This window comes from Mesotoga sp. H07pep.5.4 (assembly GCF_003664935.1).
Taxonomy (GTDB): Bacteria; Thermotogota; Thermotogae; order Petrotogales; family Kosmotogaceae; genus Mesotoga; species Mesotoga prima.
In genome coordinates, this window is record NZ_JFHM01000031.1 from 214,452 (window position 1) to 230,775 (window position 16,324).

13 protein-coding genes and 1 tRNA gene are annotated in these 16,324 nt (G+C 46.1%); 10 read left to right on the top strand and 4 right to left on the bottom strand.

The window, feature by feature from the left end:
• Nucleotides 1-2: 2 nt before the first annotated feature.
• The 3 genes from Y696_RS13530 (at nucleotide 3) to disA (ending at nucleotide 4,979) form a co-directional block, all read left to right on the top strand.
• Nucleotides 3-2,492, top strand: a complete 2,490-nt coding sequence (locus Y696_RS13530; RefSeq protein ID WP_014729962.1) for an ATP-dependent Clp protease ATP-binding subunit — start codon at nucleotides 3-5, stop codon at nucleotides 2,490-2,492.
• A 95-nt stretch (nucleotides 2,493-2,587) separates the two neighbouring features.
• Nucleotides 2,588-3,913 carry a DNA repair protein RadA gene (gene radA, locus Y696_RS13535; protein WP_121510775.1) on the top strand — a complete coding sequence of 442 codons (1,326 nt, stop codon included), beginning with the start codon at nucleotides 2,588-2,590 and terminating at the stop codon, nucleotides 3,911-3,913.
• On the top strand, nucleotides 3,900-4,979 hold the full coding sequence (disA, locus tag Y696_RS13540; RefSeq protein WP_006487468.1) for a DNA integrity scanning diadenylate cyclase DisA: 1,080 nt from the start codon (nucleotides 3,900-3,902) through the stop codon (nucleotides 4,977-4,979). Before radA ends, disA begins: the two co-directional genes overlap by 14 nt.
• Here disA and Y696_RS13545 read toward each other — a convergent pair.
• From Y696_RS13545 to Y696_RS13560, 4 genes are all read right to left on the bottom strand, one after another.
• Nucleotides 4,960-6,246: a hypothetical protein gene (locus tag Y696_RS13545; protein ID WP_006487469.1), complete on the bottom strand. Its 1,287-nt coding sequence runs from the start codon at nucleotides 6,244-6,246 to the stop codon at nucleotides 4,960-4,962. The genes disA and Y696_RS13545 overlap by 20 nt on opposite strands.
• Nucleotides 6,243-6,983 carry a WecB/TagA/CpsF family glycosyltransferase gene (locus Y696_RS13550; protein ID WP_006487470.1) on the bottom strand — a complete coding sequence of 247 codons (741 nt, stop codon included), beginning with the start codon at nucleotides 6,981-6,983 and terminating at the stop codon, nucleotides 6,243-6,245. The genes Y696_RS13545 and Y696_RS13550 overlap by 4 nt, the downstream gene beginning before the upstream one ends.
• A 74-nt stretch (nucleotides 6,984-7,057) precedes the next feature.
• Nucleotides 7,058-7,147 (bottom strand) — tRNA-Leu (locus Y696_RS13555).
• Nucleotides 7,148-7,249: 102 nt separating this feature from the next.
• The gene (locus Y696_RS13560; protein WP_006487472.1) at nucleotides 7,250-7,951 is read right to left on the bottom strand and encodes a DUF3298 and DUF4163 domain-containing protein; all 702 of its coding nucleotides are present in this window, start codon (nucleotides 7,949-7,951) and stop codon (nucleotides 7,250-7,252) included.
• 295 nt (nucleotides 7,952-8,246) lie between these two features.
• On the opposite strand from Y696_RS13560, the gene glpX reads away from it, so the two are divergent.
• From glpX to Y696_RS13595, 7 genes are all read left to right on the top strand, one after another.
• Nucleotides 8,247-9,260, top strand: coding sequence for a class II fructose-bisphosphatase (gene glpX, locus Y696_RS13565; RefSeq protein ID WP_006487473.1), 1,014 nt, complete (start codon nucleotides 8,247-8,249; stop codon nucleotides 9,258-9,260).
• A gap of 462 nt (nucleotides 9,261-9,722) precedes the next feature.
• On the top strand, nucleotides 9,723-10,316 hold the full coding sequence (locus Y696_RS13570) for a type 1 glutamine amidotransferase (protein WP_121510776.1): 594 nt from the start codon (nucleotides 9,723-9,725) through the stop codon (nucleotides 10,314-10,316).
• A 14-nt stretch (nucleotides 10,317-10,330) separates the two neighbouring features.
• Nucleotides 10,331-11,161 carry a pyrroline-5-carboxylate reductase gene (gene proC / locus Y696_RS13575; protein ID WP_014729967.1) on the top strand — a complete coding sequence of 277 codons (831 nt, stop codon included), beginning with the start codon at nucleotides 10,331-10,333 and terminating at the stop codon, nucleotides 11,159-11,161.
• Entirely contained in the window at nucleotides 11,145-12,386 is a 1,242-nt protein-coding gene (locus tag Y696_RS13580) for a glutamate-5-semialdehyde dehydrogenase (protein ID WP_006487476.1), read from the top strand. Before proC ends, Y696_RS13580 begins: the two co-directional genes overlap by 17 nt.
• Nucleotides 12,386-13,447 carry a glutamate 5-kinase gene (proB, locus tag Y696_RS13585; RefSeq protein WP_006487477.1) on the top strand — a complete coding sequence of 354 codons (1,062 nt, stop codon included), beginning with the start codon at nucleotides 12,386-12,388 and terminating at the stop codon, nucleotides 13,445-13,447. Before Y696_RS13580 ends, proB begins: the two co-directional genes overlap by 1 nt.
• Before the next feature lie 233 nt (nucleotides 13,448-13,680).
• On the top strand, nucleotides 13,681-15,021 hold the full coding sequence (locus Y696_RS13590) for a TldD/PmbA family protein (protein WP_006487478.1): 1,341 nt from the start codon (nucleotides 13,681-13,683) through the stop codon (nucleotides 15,019-15,021).
• A gap of 12 nt (nucleotides 15,022-15,033) precedes the next feature.
• A complete protein-coding gene (locus Y696_RS13595) occupies nucleotides 15,034-16,269 on the top strand; it encodes a metallopeptidase TldD-related protein (protein WP_121510777.1) in 1,236 nt (411 codons plus the stop codon).
• Nucleotides 16,270-16,324: the final 55 nt, after the last annotated feature.

Consider the following 16,324-nt stretch of genomic DNA (forward strand, 5'->3'; position numbering starts at 1 on the left):
AAATGTACTTCGACAAGTTTTCTGAAGGTGCTGCGCAGGTCTTCGTGACAGCCCAGGACGAGGCGAGAAGTCTCGGCCACCCTTATGTTGGAACTGAACACCTCCTTCTGGCGATCATTAAAGTAGAAAATGAGCTAACAACTAGGATTCTGAGAAACTACTCGATTACATACGAGAGAATCTCCAGAGAAGTCACTTCGATGGTTGGGACAAACGTTCATCAATCTGTAGTAGGTGCCCCGCAAATGACTCCCAGAGCACGTAGAGTCATTGAGCTCGCAAATGATGAATCTAAGATGCTGGGGCAAGACAAGATTGATGTAGAACACATAATGCTCGGAATCGTTCGCGAAGGAGAGGGCATAGCTGCCCACATATTGAAACAGATGGGAGTCAACTTATCTCAGCTGAGAAGGGAGATCATTGAGAACATAACAGGGGACTGGGAAGAAGGTGGAGAACAGCCCGAGAATGTTTTTGTTCAACCGAGCTCTACAATGGGCCCCGCCATTAAGCAACTTGAAGGTTTTGGCATCGATCTCACTGCCATGGCAAAGGCGGGTAAACTTGATCCGATAGTTGGCAGGGAGATTGAAAGGCAGAGATTGATGGAGGTTCTGTCAAGGAGAAAGAAGAACAACCCTGTCTTGATCGGTGAGCCCGGAGTTGGGAAGACCGCTATTGTTGAAGGCCTGGCGCAGATGATCGTAGATGAAGAGGTTCCTGAAACGCTTAAGAATAAGGTAATATTCGCTCTTGACGTTGCTTCTCTCATAGCCGGAACTAAGTATAGAGGTGAATTTGAGAAGAGACTGAAGAAACTGATTCACGTGGTCAAGACAAATGGAAACATAATTCTCTTTATCGATGAGGTACACACGATTGTTGGAGCAGGCTCTGCAGAAGGTGCGGTAGATGCTGCTAATATTCTGAAACCGGCTCTTGCGAGCGGAGAAATAAGGTGCATAGGTTCAACCACTCCCGATGAATACAGAAAGTACATAGAAAAGGATGCCGCACTGGAGAGAAGATTTCAAAAGATATATGTGACTGAACCTACTCCAGAAGAGTCTGTGGAGATTCTGAAAGGGATTAGACATAAATATGAGCTCCACCACAAAGTGCACTATACGGAAAAGGGCTTAGAGGCAGCAGTGACTCTATCGCACAGATATGTGTCTGATAGATTCCTGCCGGACAAGGCCATAGATATCATTGATGAGGCCGGCTCCAGAGCTCGGTTGAAGAAGCTCACTATACCGGATGAGCTTAAGAAAATGCAGGGTGATATTGAGTCTCTCAAAATCAAGAGAGAAACTGCTGCAGCCGATCAGGAGTATGAAAAGGCCGCTCAACTCAAAGAAAAGGAGCGTTTAATACAGCAAAAGTATAGAGATGGGTACAACGATTGGAGGAACAGAGTGGACTCTGAGATCGTCACGCTCGATGATGACGAAGTTGCCGAAATAGTTTCCAACTGGACCGGAATTCCGCTTAGGAAGCTCGAGGAAACTGACAGCGAAAAGCTGCTTACTCTTGAGAACGCTCTTCATGAGAGAATTGTATCTCAAGATGAGGCCATCTCCGCAGTTGCCAAGTCGATAAGGCGTGCAAGAAGCGGGCTAAAGGATCCCCGGAGACCGATTGGTACCTTTTTGTTCCTCGGACCGACGGGGGTCGGAAAGACCGAGTTGGCGAAGGCCCTTGCGGAATATCTCTTTGGCGATGATAAGGCCCTCGTGAGATTTGATATGTCGGAATACATGGAGAGATTCTCGGTCTCCAGACTAATTGGAGCTCCACCAGGTTATGTCGGTTATGATGAAGGCGGTACGTTGACTGAGAGAATCAGGAAGAGGCCGTTTTCAGTAATCCTGTTCGATGAGATTGAAAAGGCTCATCCTGATATCTTCAATATTTTGCTTCAGATAATGGACGACGGACGGCTCACCGATTCCCAGGGGAGACAGGTAGACTTCAGAAACACCATAGTCATAATGACAAGCAACCTGGGCGGGGAGTTCATAAACAAGACAAAGTCATCAATCGGATTTGTAGAGTCGAGTCACGAAGAAAAAGAATACGAAGCGATGAAAACCTCCGTTCTAGAGGAGGTAAAACGTACTTTCAGGCCGGAATTTCTGAACAGGCTCGATGAAGTTGTGGTTTTCCATCAGCTCACGAAGGATCAAATAAAGACGATCATCGATATTCTCATGAACGACATGAGAAAGAGACTGAATGAGAAGCATCTGAAGCTGATACTCTCAGAGGCCGCCCAGGAGTTCCTCGTTGAAGAAGGATTCAATCCCGTGTATGGTGCCCGGCCTCTAAAAAGAGCCATACAGAAGTATGTTGAAGACCCTCTTTCCGAAGAACTGCTTAGAGGGAGATTTCAGGACGGTGATCTGATTACGGCCGAAGTTGACAATAGGGTTCTGATCTTCAAGAAGAAAAAAGATGAGAAGACTGAAGTGAAGGCCATCACCTAGATTCATTGATTGGCGAGGTTTCGGGGGGCACTAGTGGCCCCCTTTTTTAAAATACTAACGGAGGTGTATCTCCGTATATTACGGAGTCGTTCTAGATGAAGAAGAAAAGAAGCTATGTCTGCGATGTGTGCGGCTATGAATCGCCCGCTTGGTTTGGTCGTTGCCCTTCATGCCATGAGTGGAACACTGCCATATCGTTTGTTAGCGAAGGAGACAAGGACGAAAACATTTCTGTTGCAGATATAGAAGTAAGACCGCTTTCGCAAGTTGACACGACCGAATCATCTCGAATTGACACGAAAATTGAAGAGCTCAATAGATCACTTGGAGGTGGAGTCGTTCCGGGAAGCGCGGTTCTGATCAGCGGAGAACCTGGTATAGGCAAATCGACACTCATGCTCCAGCTCTCGGCGCTGATCGCCGGAGAAAAGCCCGTCCTGTATATATCGGCAGAGGAATCTGCGCGTCAGCTAAGATTGAGAGCGGAGAGGCTCAAAATCCAAAGGAAGGAGCAGATAGAAGTAGTATCGGCTACCGAGATAGACTTCCTGGGATCTTTGGCCATTGAAAAGTACGGCATGATCGTCGTCGACTCGCTGCAGACAATAAAGATGTCTTCTGTACCTTCTTTGCCTGGTTCTGTAGTGCAGGTCAGGGAGTGCGCTAACATATTGGTTTCTCTTGCAAAATCCTCTGACATTCCCGTCCTGATTGTGTCACACATTACAAAGGGAGGTCAAATCGCCGGCCCAAAACTTGTGGAGCATGTTGTAGATACGGTTTTGTACTTCGAATCTAGTAAAACCGGCTTCAGATTCTTGAGAACCATTAAGAACAGATTTGGGCCTTCAGACGAAATTGCCGTCTTCGAAATGACTTCGGAGGGTCTCAAAGAAGTTCCCGACATCAGCAGTCTGTTTGTTGAGGACTACATTAGCGCCCCCGGAAATGTCGTTTCGGCAATCTATGAGGGTTCTCGAGCTATGTTGATAGAGGTGCAGGCATTAGTTTCAAAACCCGTTTATGGTACACCAAGGAGACTCGCCTCGGGGATACCTCTTGAAAGGCTTCTTCTTGTGACCGCGGTGCTGACAAAAAGAGCGGGAATTCCTCTTGACAGCCTAGATCTCTATATGAACGTTGCGGGAGGACTGCAGATAGAAGATACTGGCGTCGATCTGGCGATCGCAGCGGCTCTGATTTCATCTTATACAGATACTTCAATACCCGAAGGTGTAGCTTTCTTCGGTGAGATAGGTCTTGACGGAACCGTGCGCTCAGTTTCTTCTATGGAGAAAAGAATCGAGAGGGCGAAAAAATCATCCTTCATGAGGATAGTTGCACCGGAAGGAAGAAATGGTATAAAAGATGTAAAGCAACTCTTAAAATTCATCGGAGGTATGAAGAGTGGAAAGGAGTGAACTGATAGAAAAAATCAAGAAAATTGCCCCGGGAACGCCCCTCCGTCACGCTCTTGATGATATTCAAGATGCCAACGTCGGCGGATTGCTGTTTTTTGTTGACGACTACAAGAAATACAGTCATTTAATGCAGATAGGATTCCTTCTAAACTGTCAGTTCAATCCGAACAAACTCTATGAACTGGCAAAGATGGACGGGGCCATTGTCGTCGATGACGACCTTACTACAATCGTCGGCGCAAACGTCCAGTTGATACCCGATCACACGATTCCTACAAATCAGACTGGGATGAGACACCGGGCTGCAGAGAGGATGGCCAAAGAAACAGGTAGGATGCTTGTTGCAATTTCAAAGAGAAGAAATACGATGACGATCTTTCTAGGGGACTTCGCCTACACTCTGAACAATGTGGAGACTCTCACTTCAAAGATCACTCAGACGATAAGAACGGCAGAGAAGTACAAAGAGGCATTCATCGAGGCTTTACAGGGTATAGAGTTCATGGAACGGGCCGGGTCTCTTACTCTTTACGACGTTGTGAAGACAATCCAGAAAGGACTCATGGTTGCTCTTATCTGTGAGGAAGCGGAATTCACGATAGCCGAGCTGGGCAACCACGGAAGATTTCCTTCAATGCAGCTTACGGAGATCCTCGTCAATGTTAATGAGGAGATCGAGAGTTTAATCCTGGACTTCCACGAAGAGTTACTGGATCAAGATAGCCTGGAGGAAGTCTTCGACAAGATGAGGAGTCTCGGAGAGAAGGAGATAAGCAGTTTCGGAGTGATATTGAGAAATCTGGGTTACGATATAAATACCGCTTCTCAAGCCGTTGAATACTTCATCCGGTCGAGGGGTATTCGTTTTGCCAGACACATTCCCAGAATTCCTTTGCAGGTCGCCATCAATTTGGGCAAGGAGTTTGGCACATTTTCGAATCTCCTTGAAAGCAGCGAAGACGAGCTCAAAGATGTCGACGGAATCGGTGAGAAACGAGCCTCAGCAATAAGACATGCTATAGATGTCTACAAAAAATCGGGAGAAATCACAGTTCCAGGCTTCTAAGCTGCTTCGATATTTCCCTAAGCTCCTTCTTCGAGATCCGTTGAGGCACTCCCTTGTCAAAGATCAGCTCTCCGGAATTCCAGACTTTCTCAAACGATGTATCGAAAGAGGACTTGAGAACCAGCTGAAGGGTTATCGGCAAATTCATATCGAATTTCTCCAGATCAAGCGATGATTTCGCCAGAACAAGATCTGCTGAGTAACCCTCTTTGAGTACTCCGGAATGTTTCCCAAAAAACCTCTGAAAGAGTTTGTAATTATTGTCAAATAGCGTCTTCCTTATCTCGTAGTCGATAATTGAATTGTCAAAACCTCTATGGCAACGTTCAGTGAGAATTATCTCTTTTGCTTCCCCGAGGATGTCCGCCCCGAGAAATCCCGTGCCTAGGCAGACCTGCATACCTCGACCTAGCAAATCTGAGATATTCGGCTGAAAGGTCCCGGCATACATTTCCGATCTCAAAGACTTTGTGACGAAAATCCTTCGAGAAGAGATTATGTCCATATCTGTCTCACTGAGGTTCCCGCCGTAGACAACACCACATTCGGGGATCAATATTCCATTCTTCATAAGCCTCTCTACAAGGCTTTCTCCCCACCTGAAGAGGCACACTTCATTCTCCCGCTTCATGTCGAAGATGAGCAGATTCAGATTCATCCCCTTCTCATAAAGACCTCGTAGCTTTTGAATAGCTTCCTCTTCAAAGGTTGCAAGATTGCTAACATAAAGCATCGGACAGAACGAGGCGTCTCTGGTAACGTTTTCCCAACGACCACCGATCTCGTCCAGCGTGTCTTCAGTCAGAACCGGCCCGACCGCAAGATAGACACCGTACTTCGCAGCAATCTCCCTATATAGCTCCGGATCCACATCGGGATGATCAACAACCGGACCGCTCATGGCGACTGAACCGCTTCTAATTGCCTTCATTACGGCTAACTCAGCCGAAAGTCGAACCAGTTCGGAATTCACCTCTTTCCTTCCCGAATTAAGCAAGCCACCGAAAAAATCGATCTCAGTTCTCTCGCCTTTCAGGACTCTGACTGGGTATGGAGAAATGCTGGAATAGATGCTGTAATGAGCATTGAAAAATGAGGGCAACAGAATGCCTTTTTCGCCATCGACTATCTCTTCATCTTCCTGGATGCTGTATTCTCTTCTTGGACCAACGAAAGTGATTTCCCCGTCCTCAAATCTAACCAAAGCATCATCCACAAGAGGGTTCTTTAGATCATTTGTGAATGCCAAAACGTTAGTTACGATCATCTGGAACCACCTCTTCTTGATTCTAAATAAGATCTGATAACGTAAGTCTCGAAACTAAAGAGCTTGGGAATAATTTTGAGCCGCTTTCCAGGTTCTCGAACCACTCTGTAAAGCCATTCAAGGCCGGCTCGTTGCATCCATAAAGGAGCCCTCTTAAGATTGCCAGAAACGACGTCGAAAGATCCGCCTACGCCCATCAATATCTTTGCCTGGAGTTTCTCAGCATTCTCTGCAATCCAAAGTTCCTGTCTTGGGACACCCATCCCGACAAACAAAATATCTGCAGATGAAGCGTTTATTTCCGAAACGATTGTATCATTTTCTTCTTGCGTGAAGAAGCCACTGTGATGCCCGACAATGTCAATTAGTGGAAATCTTTGTTTTAGTTTTTCGGTTGTCTTTGTTACAACAGTCTCTTTAGATCCCAGAAGAAATATGCTCAATCCCTTTTCAGCAGAGAGTTCACAGAGCTTAAGCATCAAATCGATGCCCGGAACTCTTTCAAGGTTCCTTTTGGAAATTAGCTTAATTGCTTTCAGTACACCGCTTCCGTCAGGAACGACGTAATTCACTTTGTGTAGAGCCCTGCAATACTCCTCGTTGTGCATGTATTCGTAAGCAATCAAAGCGTTTATAGTAAGGACGTGTGATCTAACTCCCGATTGTGTTCGCTGAATGAGTTCATTTGCTACAGAAACTAGATCCTTCTCTTCCAGTTCGAAATCTAAGAATCTCAAACGAACACCTCCAAATTTCATTAAAACACGAAGAGCCACATTTTCAACGAAAAGAGGAAGGCTTAGCCTTCCTCTGGTGCCGAGGGCGGGAATCGAACCCGCACGGGGCTCTCAACCCCAGCGGATTTTGAGTCCGCCGCGTCTGCCAGTTCCACCACCTCGGCCAGCAATAAAACTTTACCATCAAAGGTTATCAGTGTCAACGAGTTTCTTTCGGATACGCCACCAGTCAGAACGGTCGGCTTTACAGCAGCCAGAACGCTTTCCTATTGTTTCAGCAATTCGCCCAGCGAGAAGCAGAACTCCGGCATTCCTGCTGCCCAGGGACCTATCTCGTATGGCTGGAAGTATACGCACAGTCTTCCTGCCTTCAGGTAGAAACCCTGGTCGGTTGTGACCCCCTTGAAATATTCCGGCCACAGGTCTTCTCGCTTTCCAATCTCTCCTGTTATCAGTTCATTCAGTCTGTCTTCAGCGGCCGCACTGTCCAAAACACTGTGAAGGGCAACAAGGCGGCATCTGTCAACAGAGATGTTATAAGTTCTTCTGGAAGCACCGGGGTGGGCCCCGCCTGTGTACTCGCTGAAGATCATGTCGATGCTAAGAATGCCATCGCTGAGATTAGCCTCATATAAAACATATATGCTGAATTTTCGGAATGGCCATTCGGAAGTTTTCGATTCTTCGTAAGCGGCCTGGGCCATTTCTTCGATCTGAGTTCTATAATCCGTAATCTCAGACTCAATAGTTGCGTTAAGATACTCTTCAAAAGGCTTGTCTTTCAAACCGCTTATTGAAGGAATCTGAATATTTATTTCGCACACTTCAGAGTCTTCGACAATGTTTTTCCCGAGAACGGATATCATGTTTCCATTGGAAAGAAAGATCTGTTCAGGAAGATCCTCGGTATAAGAAAACGCAACCGCAAGAGCGAACACCAAGTAGACTGCAATCAACAATCTTCGCATAGAAACCCCTCCTTTTAACGATCATTCATATTGTAAATGCTACAAAGGACAGAATAAGCATCTTCATACAAGAATAATACCACCGAGCTACCGCTGGGTGAGCCAAAAAAGATTGTGCAATTCTTTCTCTGATACTAATCACATCATTTTACTCAAAATGAATCAAGTAAATGGGTCTTGTGCGATTCTGTCATTGATTTCAGAGGTTCGCCATTTTCAGAGCGACTGGCTTGTTTGGAGAAGTAAGGCAGAAAAACGGTATCGCGGTGATATGATTTGTAAGGGGGTGATAGATTTGATTCCAGAGATAACCCTGGATATGGTTAGGGTAACCGAAGCGGCGGCCCTGTTTTCGAGTGTCTTCCTGGGGCGAGGTGACAAAGAAGCTGTGGATCAAAGAGCCGTTGATGCCATGAGAGGAATTCTTGATCTGCTGGACATGAAGGGTACAGTCGTTATCGGAGAGGGAGAAAAGGATCAGGCTCCGATGTTGGCTGCGGGAGAGCACGTGGGTAAGTGGAACGAAGATGATCCCGAGGTTCTTATCGCTGTCGATCCAGTCGACGGGACCAGACTAGTTGCAAATGGCCGATCGAACGCGTTGAGCGTTATTGCTGCGACTGAAGACGGAAAGATCGCTCCTCTCCCAACTTACTACGTAGACAAACTGGCCGTCGGGAAAGAACTTGCAGGGAATCTGGATATTGAAGCTACCCCGCGGGAAAACCTTCGTATTGCAGCCGCCATTCTTGGTGTCAATGTATCGGAGCTCACAGTAACGATACTAGACCGAGAGAGAAACCATCCGCTCGTGGAAGCAGTTAGAACGGTCGGTGCCAGAATCAGGCTTATAAATGACGGGGATATTGCTGCCGCAATCGCTACCGCTCTTCCGGATGGAGGGACAGAAATCTACATGGGAATAGGAGGATCGCCTGAAGCAGTTCTTGCAGCCGCCGCACTTCAGTGCATGGGAGGCGAAATTCAGGTTAAGTGCTGGCCAAGAGACAAAGACGAAATTGAAAAAGTAGAAAAATCTTCTTTTGAACTCCACGCTGTTTACGGGACAAAGGATCTCATAGATGGCGAAGAAGTAGTTTTCAGTGCGACAGGGATCACTGATGGCTCTTTCCTTAAGGGAGTCCGGTTCACTCACAGTCAAGCAATTACTGATTCAATAGCAATGAGATCGAGCACGAGAACAGTAAGAAGAATAAGGGCTTATCATGAGATAGCTTACAAAACCATAACGACGAAGTCTGGGGGAGAGGTCTCCATATTTAACAGCCTGCTTGGGAAGAGAGCATGAAAGTCTGACAAATAAAACCCTTGATGATTTGGGATTTTTGACTAATAGATCCCACAGCGCTTTGAAAGCTGTAGATTCATTGCTGTCACTGGAAATGCCTGATTAAGAAAGCCACGCCGTCTATTCCGGGGCGTTATCAGGTTGAGAAAATCTGCGGCAGGAGAAGCATGGAGTTCCGATTTTTCATCAATTAAGTATCTTTCAGCGTTTCGAAATTGAATCGTGCACGTTTCCACCCAAAAATCTTACCGGAAACTGCAAAGAGCGGATATTGGATCCCGAAAAGTGAGCGAGAGGTTTTTATCCATATATTTGAATAGTCAATCTTAAAAAATCTGATCTTTTAGAGCTTCCAACAAAAGTCATAATTGAAGATCTTTTGCCACAAATGTTGTTGCTCTTCCGATAAGGTCTACTGCTTTTCAGGTGCTATAATAAGCGCAAAACAACGGAGGCATTTCTGTGATCTGCATTCTGCAAAACGACAGTGATTTTCACAAAGAAATCTCCCCTGTTGAAAAGGCCCTGGATAACACGGGGTATGAGTATTCGACATGGAGAACCTTTCTTGACGGGTTTCCTGAGGACGAGTTGAGCTGTGACGGATTGATAATAACTGGTGGTTTCTCAATGAGCAACTACTTCGAAGGAAGAGCACTATCTTCTGGAGGAAACTTCGTTCGTAGTTTTAGGGGGCCAATTCTGGGTATTTGCCTGGGAATGCAGATTCTGGCCAGGATCGGTGGTGAGTCACTGGTCGTATCTAAAGAGCTGGGAGTTACAAAGATAAGACTGGACGCTTTACATGAACTTTTTTCGGGAATTGAAAGTGAAGTTAGCGCCTATCAGAGACACAATTATGGTCTGCCTTACGTACCTTATGGCTACAGGCAGATTGCATGGGGGGATGAAACTTTCATTCAGGGAATATCTTCTACAGATGGGTTGAGATTCGGTATACAGTTTCATCCAGAGGAAATTGAGCTTGGTTCTGACGAGCAGCTGCAAAGAATCTTTGCCGATTTTTGCCGGATCGTCAGCTTTCACAAGCGATGACTCAGGAGGGGAATATGAGAGTAGGGATTATCGGTGTAGGAAACATAGGTGGAATCTTTGCCGACAGGCTTCTCGGAGAGCTTGAGGGTCTCGAGAAGCTGTACTTGCTGGACAGAAATCAGGAAAGGCTTTCAAATTATTCTGGCGAAACTGAGAGAGTGGTTATCGCGAAGACTCCCGGTGAAGTCCTGGAGAATTGCACCCACGTAATAATTTCGGTGAAACCTCAGGACTGTATGGAGTTATTTGCGGAAGTCATAAACGGTAAGAACTCCTCTCCAATCATTATCAGCACAATAACTGGAATTGAGATAGCTTTGATTTCAAGGAAGACGGGCTTGGAAAAGATTGCCCGAATTATGCCAAACGTTCCAAGCGCAATAGGACGGGGCGTCACGGGATTCGTTTGCTCGAGTTCACTTACAGGAAGGGAGAAAAAAGAGGTCGAGAGAATCCTTCGCACAATGGGTGAGATTGTGGAAGTCAGGGAGAAAGACCTCTCCGCTGTTACCGCTCTAAGCGGTAGTGGCCCGGCATTCGTGTTTGTGATTGTTGAGTCATTGATTGATGTGGGCCTAAAAATGGGTCTCTCTTATGACGTTGCCAGAGAGCTTATTCTCGGCACTCTTGGGGGTTCGGTCGAGTTGCTTAAGGTGAAGGGAAATCACCCTGGCGAGTTCCGTCATCTCGTAACCTCACCCGGAGGCACGACGATCGAAGGAATCTATTCTTTGGAGAGAGAAGGATTGAGAGGCACGATAATGAAGGCTCTCTTTGACACCTATTTGAGAGCTGAAGAGATCAACTCCGAGCTGGAGGTGACACATAATGGATCTTCTGAATAAGGGAGAGAGAGTTAAGACCGCTTCGAGAAAGCTCAGGTTGCTGAGCACCAATGAGAAGAACGAAGCGATCATGTTGATCTCCCGAGAACTCGAAGCTCAGAAAGGAGAGATCCTCCGGGCCAATTCCATTGACGTTGAAAACTCGAGAAAGAAGGGAATGAAAGAGTCTCTAATTGACAGACTAGCTCTTTCCGAAGAACGCATCGCTATGATGGTTAAATCATGCGAGAATGTTGCCTCTCTGCCTGATCCGGTTGGCGAAATAGAAAGCGCTTGGGTTCAGAAAGATGGGCTGCTTATTTCCAAAGAGAGAGTTCCGATTGGGGCAATCGGTATGATATATGAGTCGAGGCCGAATGTCACCGTCGACGCTTCCATACTCGCCATAAAATCCGGCAATTCGGTCCTTCTAAAAGGAGGGAGCGATGCTATTAACTCCAACAAGGCAATAGTTTCCGCAATTAAGACTGCCCTAGCTTTGGCCGGTCTTCCCGATAGTTCGGTGGAACTCGTTGAAGATACTTCTCATGAAGCTGTGCAAGAGATGCTGAAAATGAATCAGTATCTATCTTTGATAATACCCAGGGGCGGCGCGGGACTGATAAAGTTCGTGGTCAACAATTCAAGAATACCCGTAATAGAGACTGGAACTGGTAACTGCCACATCTTCGTGGACTACAATGCAGATCTGAATAAAGCGGTGGAAATAGTTGACAATGCGAAGACACAGAGACCAGGAACGTGCAACGCCGTTGAAACGTTGCTTGTTCACAGGGACATAGCTGCAGAGTTCATTCCAATAGTCTCCGAAGTTCTCTCAAAAAAAGGAGTGGAGCTGAGGGGCTGTGATGAATCAACCAAATACTGGAAGATGATTTCCGCCACCGATGAGGATTTCGCCACTGAGTTTCTTGATCTGGTGCTTGCCATAAAGGTAGTTAAAGACGTGGATGAAGCGATTATGCATATTGAGAAATACTCGTCGGGGCACTCCGAAGCAATCTTGACCAACGACTACGCTAATTCCAGAAAATTCTTGAAAGACGTGGATTCCGCAGCCGTTTACGTTAACGCTTCAACAAGGTTTACCGATGGCGGAGAATTCGGCTTTGGCAGTGAAATAGGCATAAGCACACAGAAGCTGCACGCAAGAGGACCTTTTGGTCTTAAGGAGCTAACAAGTTACAAGTATACGATACTTGGGAATAATCAGGTGAGAAAGTGATGTCTAGAGTGGTCCTGAAAGCTGGTTCCAACCTGCTTGTAAAGAGTAACGGAGAAATCGATAAGAAATATGTGACTGAGCTTGCGAGAGAGATCTCTTTGCTGAAATCGTCAGGCAGCCAGGTTGTCTTAGTGTCTTCAGGAGCCAGAGCGGCTGGCTTTGGTTATCTGGAGGGAAAAAAGTCGAATGGCGATCTTTACATGAAGCAAGCCCTTTGCGCCGCAGGGCAGGTCCAGCTGATGAAGCTGTATGAGACGGTTTTCGATCTCTTTGGAGAGAGAATCGCACAGATTCTAGTTAACAGAGACGATTTTGGAGACAGAAAGAGATTTCTCAATCTCAGAAATACTCTTATAGGGCTTCTTGAACTCGGTCTTGTTCCTATAGTGAACGAAAACGACACAACCTCCACCGAAGAGATCATGTTCGGGGACAACGACATTCTCGCTTCAATGTTTGCTATCGGATGGCAGGCTAACCTGTTGATACTCATGTCAACTATAGATGGAATCCTCGATGAGGAAGGAAAAGTGATTCGGGAATTTGACCCATCGAAGAGACTCAAGAACATAGAGAATAATTCCTGGGGTACAGGCGGAATAGATACAAAGATAAGGGCTGCACGCGCCGCGTCTGCAAGTGGCATTAGAAGTTGTATTTGTAATGGAAGGGATTTCCGAAAGATAGAGGAATTTGTTCAGGGAAAGGATGTCGGAACAATCTTCTCCCCAATAGAATCTCCCGGCGCCCGCAAGACGTGGATTGGCTTTCTTTCAACTCCGAGAGGAAAGATCACAGTAAATCGAGGAGCCGAAGGGGCTATTGCTCGAGGGAAAAGTCTTTTGGCGGTAGGCGTAGAAGATGTTTCTGGAGAGTTCTCTGAAGGTGATGTAGTAAGTATTTGCTCAGTCGAGGGAAAGGAAGTCGCGAGGGGAATCTCTAATTTCAGTGCTTCAGAAGTCCAGAAAATCAAGGGAGTGAGGAGCGATAGGATTTCCTCTGTCCTGGGCCATGATTGTGCAAAGGTAGTGGTTCACATCGATAATTCCTATCGTATTTAACACGTTAATAAAAGACCTCGCTTCGTAAGATGTCGAATGGTCAAATAAATACTACATGAAATTTGTGGAATTGCGAACGCAGCCACAATTTAGCAGAGACTATGGATAAGAACCAGGTCAAACGAAATCTGAAATATGTCTTCCTTAGTTAAAGCCTACCACAGTAATCTCCGCCCTGATGTCTAAAGATCTCGTAGTATACTTTTCGAAGGAGGACACGTTGGAGGTGAAATATGTATAGTTTCCCGGACCTTTTGTACTCGGATGTCAGAATCGAGGATGTTTCGAAAAGCGATATTGTGGTGACACTTGGAAGAACAGACAATATGAAAGAGCAGAGGTACTCGGCGGCTTTCATCAGGGTGTTTGATGGAGAGAGATGGTACTTCAGCGCGACGACAGATCTTGATTCAATTCAGGACGAACTTGACAGGCTGGCTTCTCTTGCAAAGAAGAATCGCTCCATTGAAGAGCATGGAGTGGTACGGAAACTCCAGGCAAACAAAGGGTCGTACTTGAGATTCGATGGAGACTTAAACGTTTTTAAAACCTCTCTCAATGAGAAATACGATATTCTTTCAAGTTACTTTCCCCATGTCGAAAAGAGCGAGCTAGTGAAGTTCTGGAGAGGTCAGTATATAGATCAGAGAGTTGGCAAGAGGTTCTTTTCGAGCAAGGGGGCGAATCTGGAATTCGATTACCAACGAGTAGGTTTCAGACTGCTCTTCCAGATGGCCAAAGATGAAGAGCAGTTCATGGAAAGATATGATCTTGCCGGTAACGAGCTTGACTCTATAAAGGGACTTCATGAAGAAGTGAGAAAGACTGTTGAGACCTCTGAAGATTTCATAAGAAATGCAAGACCGGTTGTTTCGGGCAGTTATCCGGTTATTCTCTCTCCGGAAGCTGCCGGCGTCTTTGCGCATGAGAGTTTTGGACACAAGAGCGAGGCGGATTTCATGATCGGAGACAGGACAATGATGGAAGAATGGAAAATGGGCAGAAGAGTGGGAAGCGAAATTTTGTCTATTGTCGACGATGGGAATAAGCCAGGTGTCGGGAATGTCATTTTTGATGACGAGGGAACAAAGGCAGAAGAAACCTATTTGGTGAGAGAGGGCCTTCTATCTGGACGGTTGCACAGTGCAGAAACTGCGGCAGCTTTAGGCGAAGAACTGACGGGAAATGCCAGGGCTGTGAATTTCGAGTATGAACCGATTGTGAGAATGACCACCACTTTTATTTCACCTGGTGAATTATCCTTTGATGAGCTTCTTTCCGGTATAAAAGAAGGCGTCTACGTTGATTCTCTAAACCACGGCTCCGGCATGTCGACCTTCACGCTCGCTCCATGTAGAGCATACATGGTCAGAAACGGAAAGATTGCAGAACCGGTAAAGATCTCTGTGGTGACGGGAAGTGTTTTCCAAACCCTTAACGAGATCGAGGGACTGACCGAGGAGTTCAAGCTTCTATCGTTTGCGCTTGGAGGGTGTGGGAAAATGGAGCAATATCCCCTTCCCGTTGGATTCGGGGGACCATATGTCCGAGTCCGCTCGCTGAGTGTTCACTAGGAGGTGCTGGATATGACGAAGGAAAGATATGTTGTTCATTATACAGAAAATGCAGTAAAGATAGTTCAAACACAGGTCAGTTCTGTAAGGAAGAAAGACATTCTTCGCACGTCGATTCGACTATACGATGGCAAGTCAATGGGGGTTGCCGGTGCGCTTGGAGAGTGTAATGAAGAAGAACTCGTGGCAAAGGCAAAAGAATCGTTGAAGCTTGCGATTCCTTATCCCTACGAGGCTTCTAGAGAGCTCGTGAGAGAAGAACGCCACCGGTCAGATCTCCAGGGCGAAGAAGAATTGCTTGAAGCTACAGAAGAGATTCTCCAGAAACTGAGAAGAGACCAACCTCATTTTAGTTTTAGCCACTTGTTCAAATCTGCGAGAGTCGAGTCTTCCATGCAGAACGATCTCGGTCTTGACTTGAAATCATCTCGCGAATTCATAAGTCTCGAACTAGTAATAAAGGACAAGAAATCATCGAACATCATCGATGCGATGACGGGATACGAAGGAAGGAAGTTCCATAAAGACTCCTTTATCGAGCTGACTAATATGATTTGTGATGCATACATGAACCAATTGCCTGACATAGAAGAAGGAGTTTATCCGGTAGTTTTCAGGTCAGATGATATGACTTACTACAAGAAACTCTACGAGTCTCTAAACGGTATGCTTTTCGGCTCGGGTGGATCCCTTCTTTCGGGGAAGATCGGCAAAAAAGTCTTCTCCGACAAAGTCACTCTTTTCCAGACGCGCAATGTGGAAGATGGTTTCTTTGAACCCTTTTTTGACAAGGAAGGAACCGTGAACGACTCCGATAGATTTGCGTTGATAGAGGACGGAGTAGTAATCTCTCCATATACGGACAAAAAGACTGCTGCCACCTTCAATCTTACCCATACCGGTTCTGCAGGAGGGGAGTACGATGGCCTGCCTGAGTTAGGGATGCCGATGCTCAAATTCGCAGAATCGCACAAAACCGCAAAGCAACTTCTTGACGGTCAGAAGGCCATATTCATTTTAATCGCGAGCGGAGGTGACTTCACTCAGGACGGTCGATTCGCGACCCCAGCACAATTGGCCTTTCTCTTTGATGGAGACAGATTCATTGGAAGGCTTCCGGAACTGAGCTTAAGTTCACACATCTTCGACATGCTGGGCAAGGACTTCCGTGGCGTTTCAAGTGAAGACTTTCTTGGAATTGAGAACGCGAAACTTACGATCATGGACATGAATGTGAAGAAGCTCTAGATTTCCGTTCCACGAATACCATGAAGCCTGTATTCTTCAAACAACTGGCTTGACA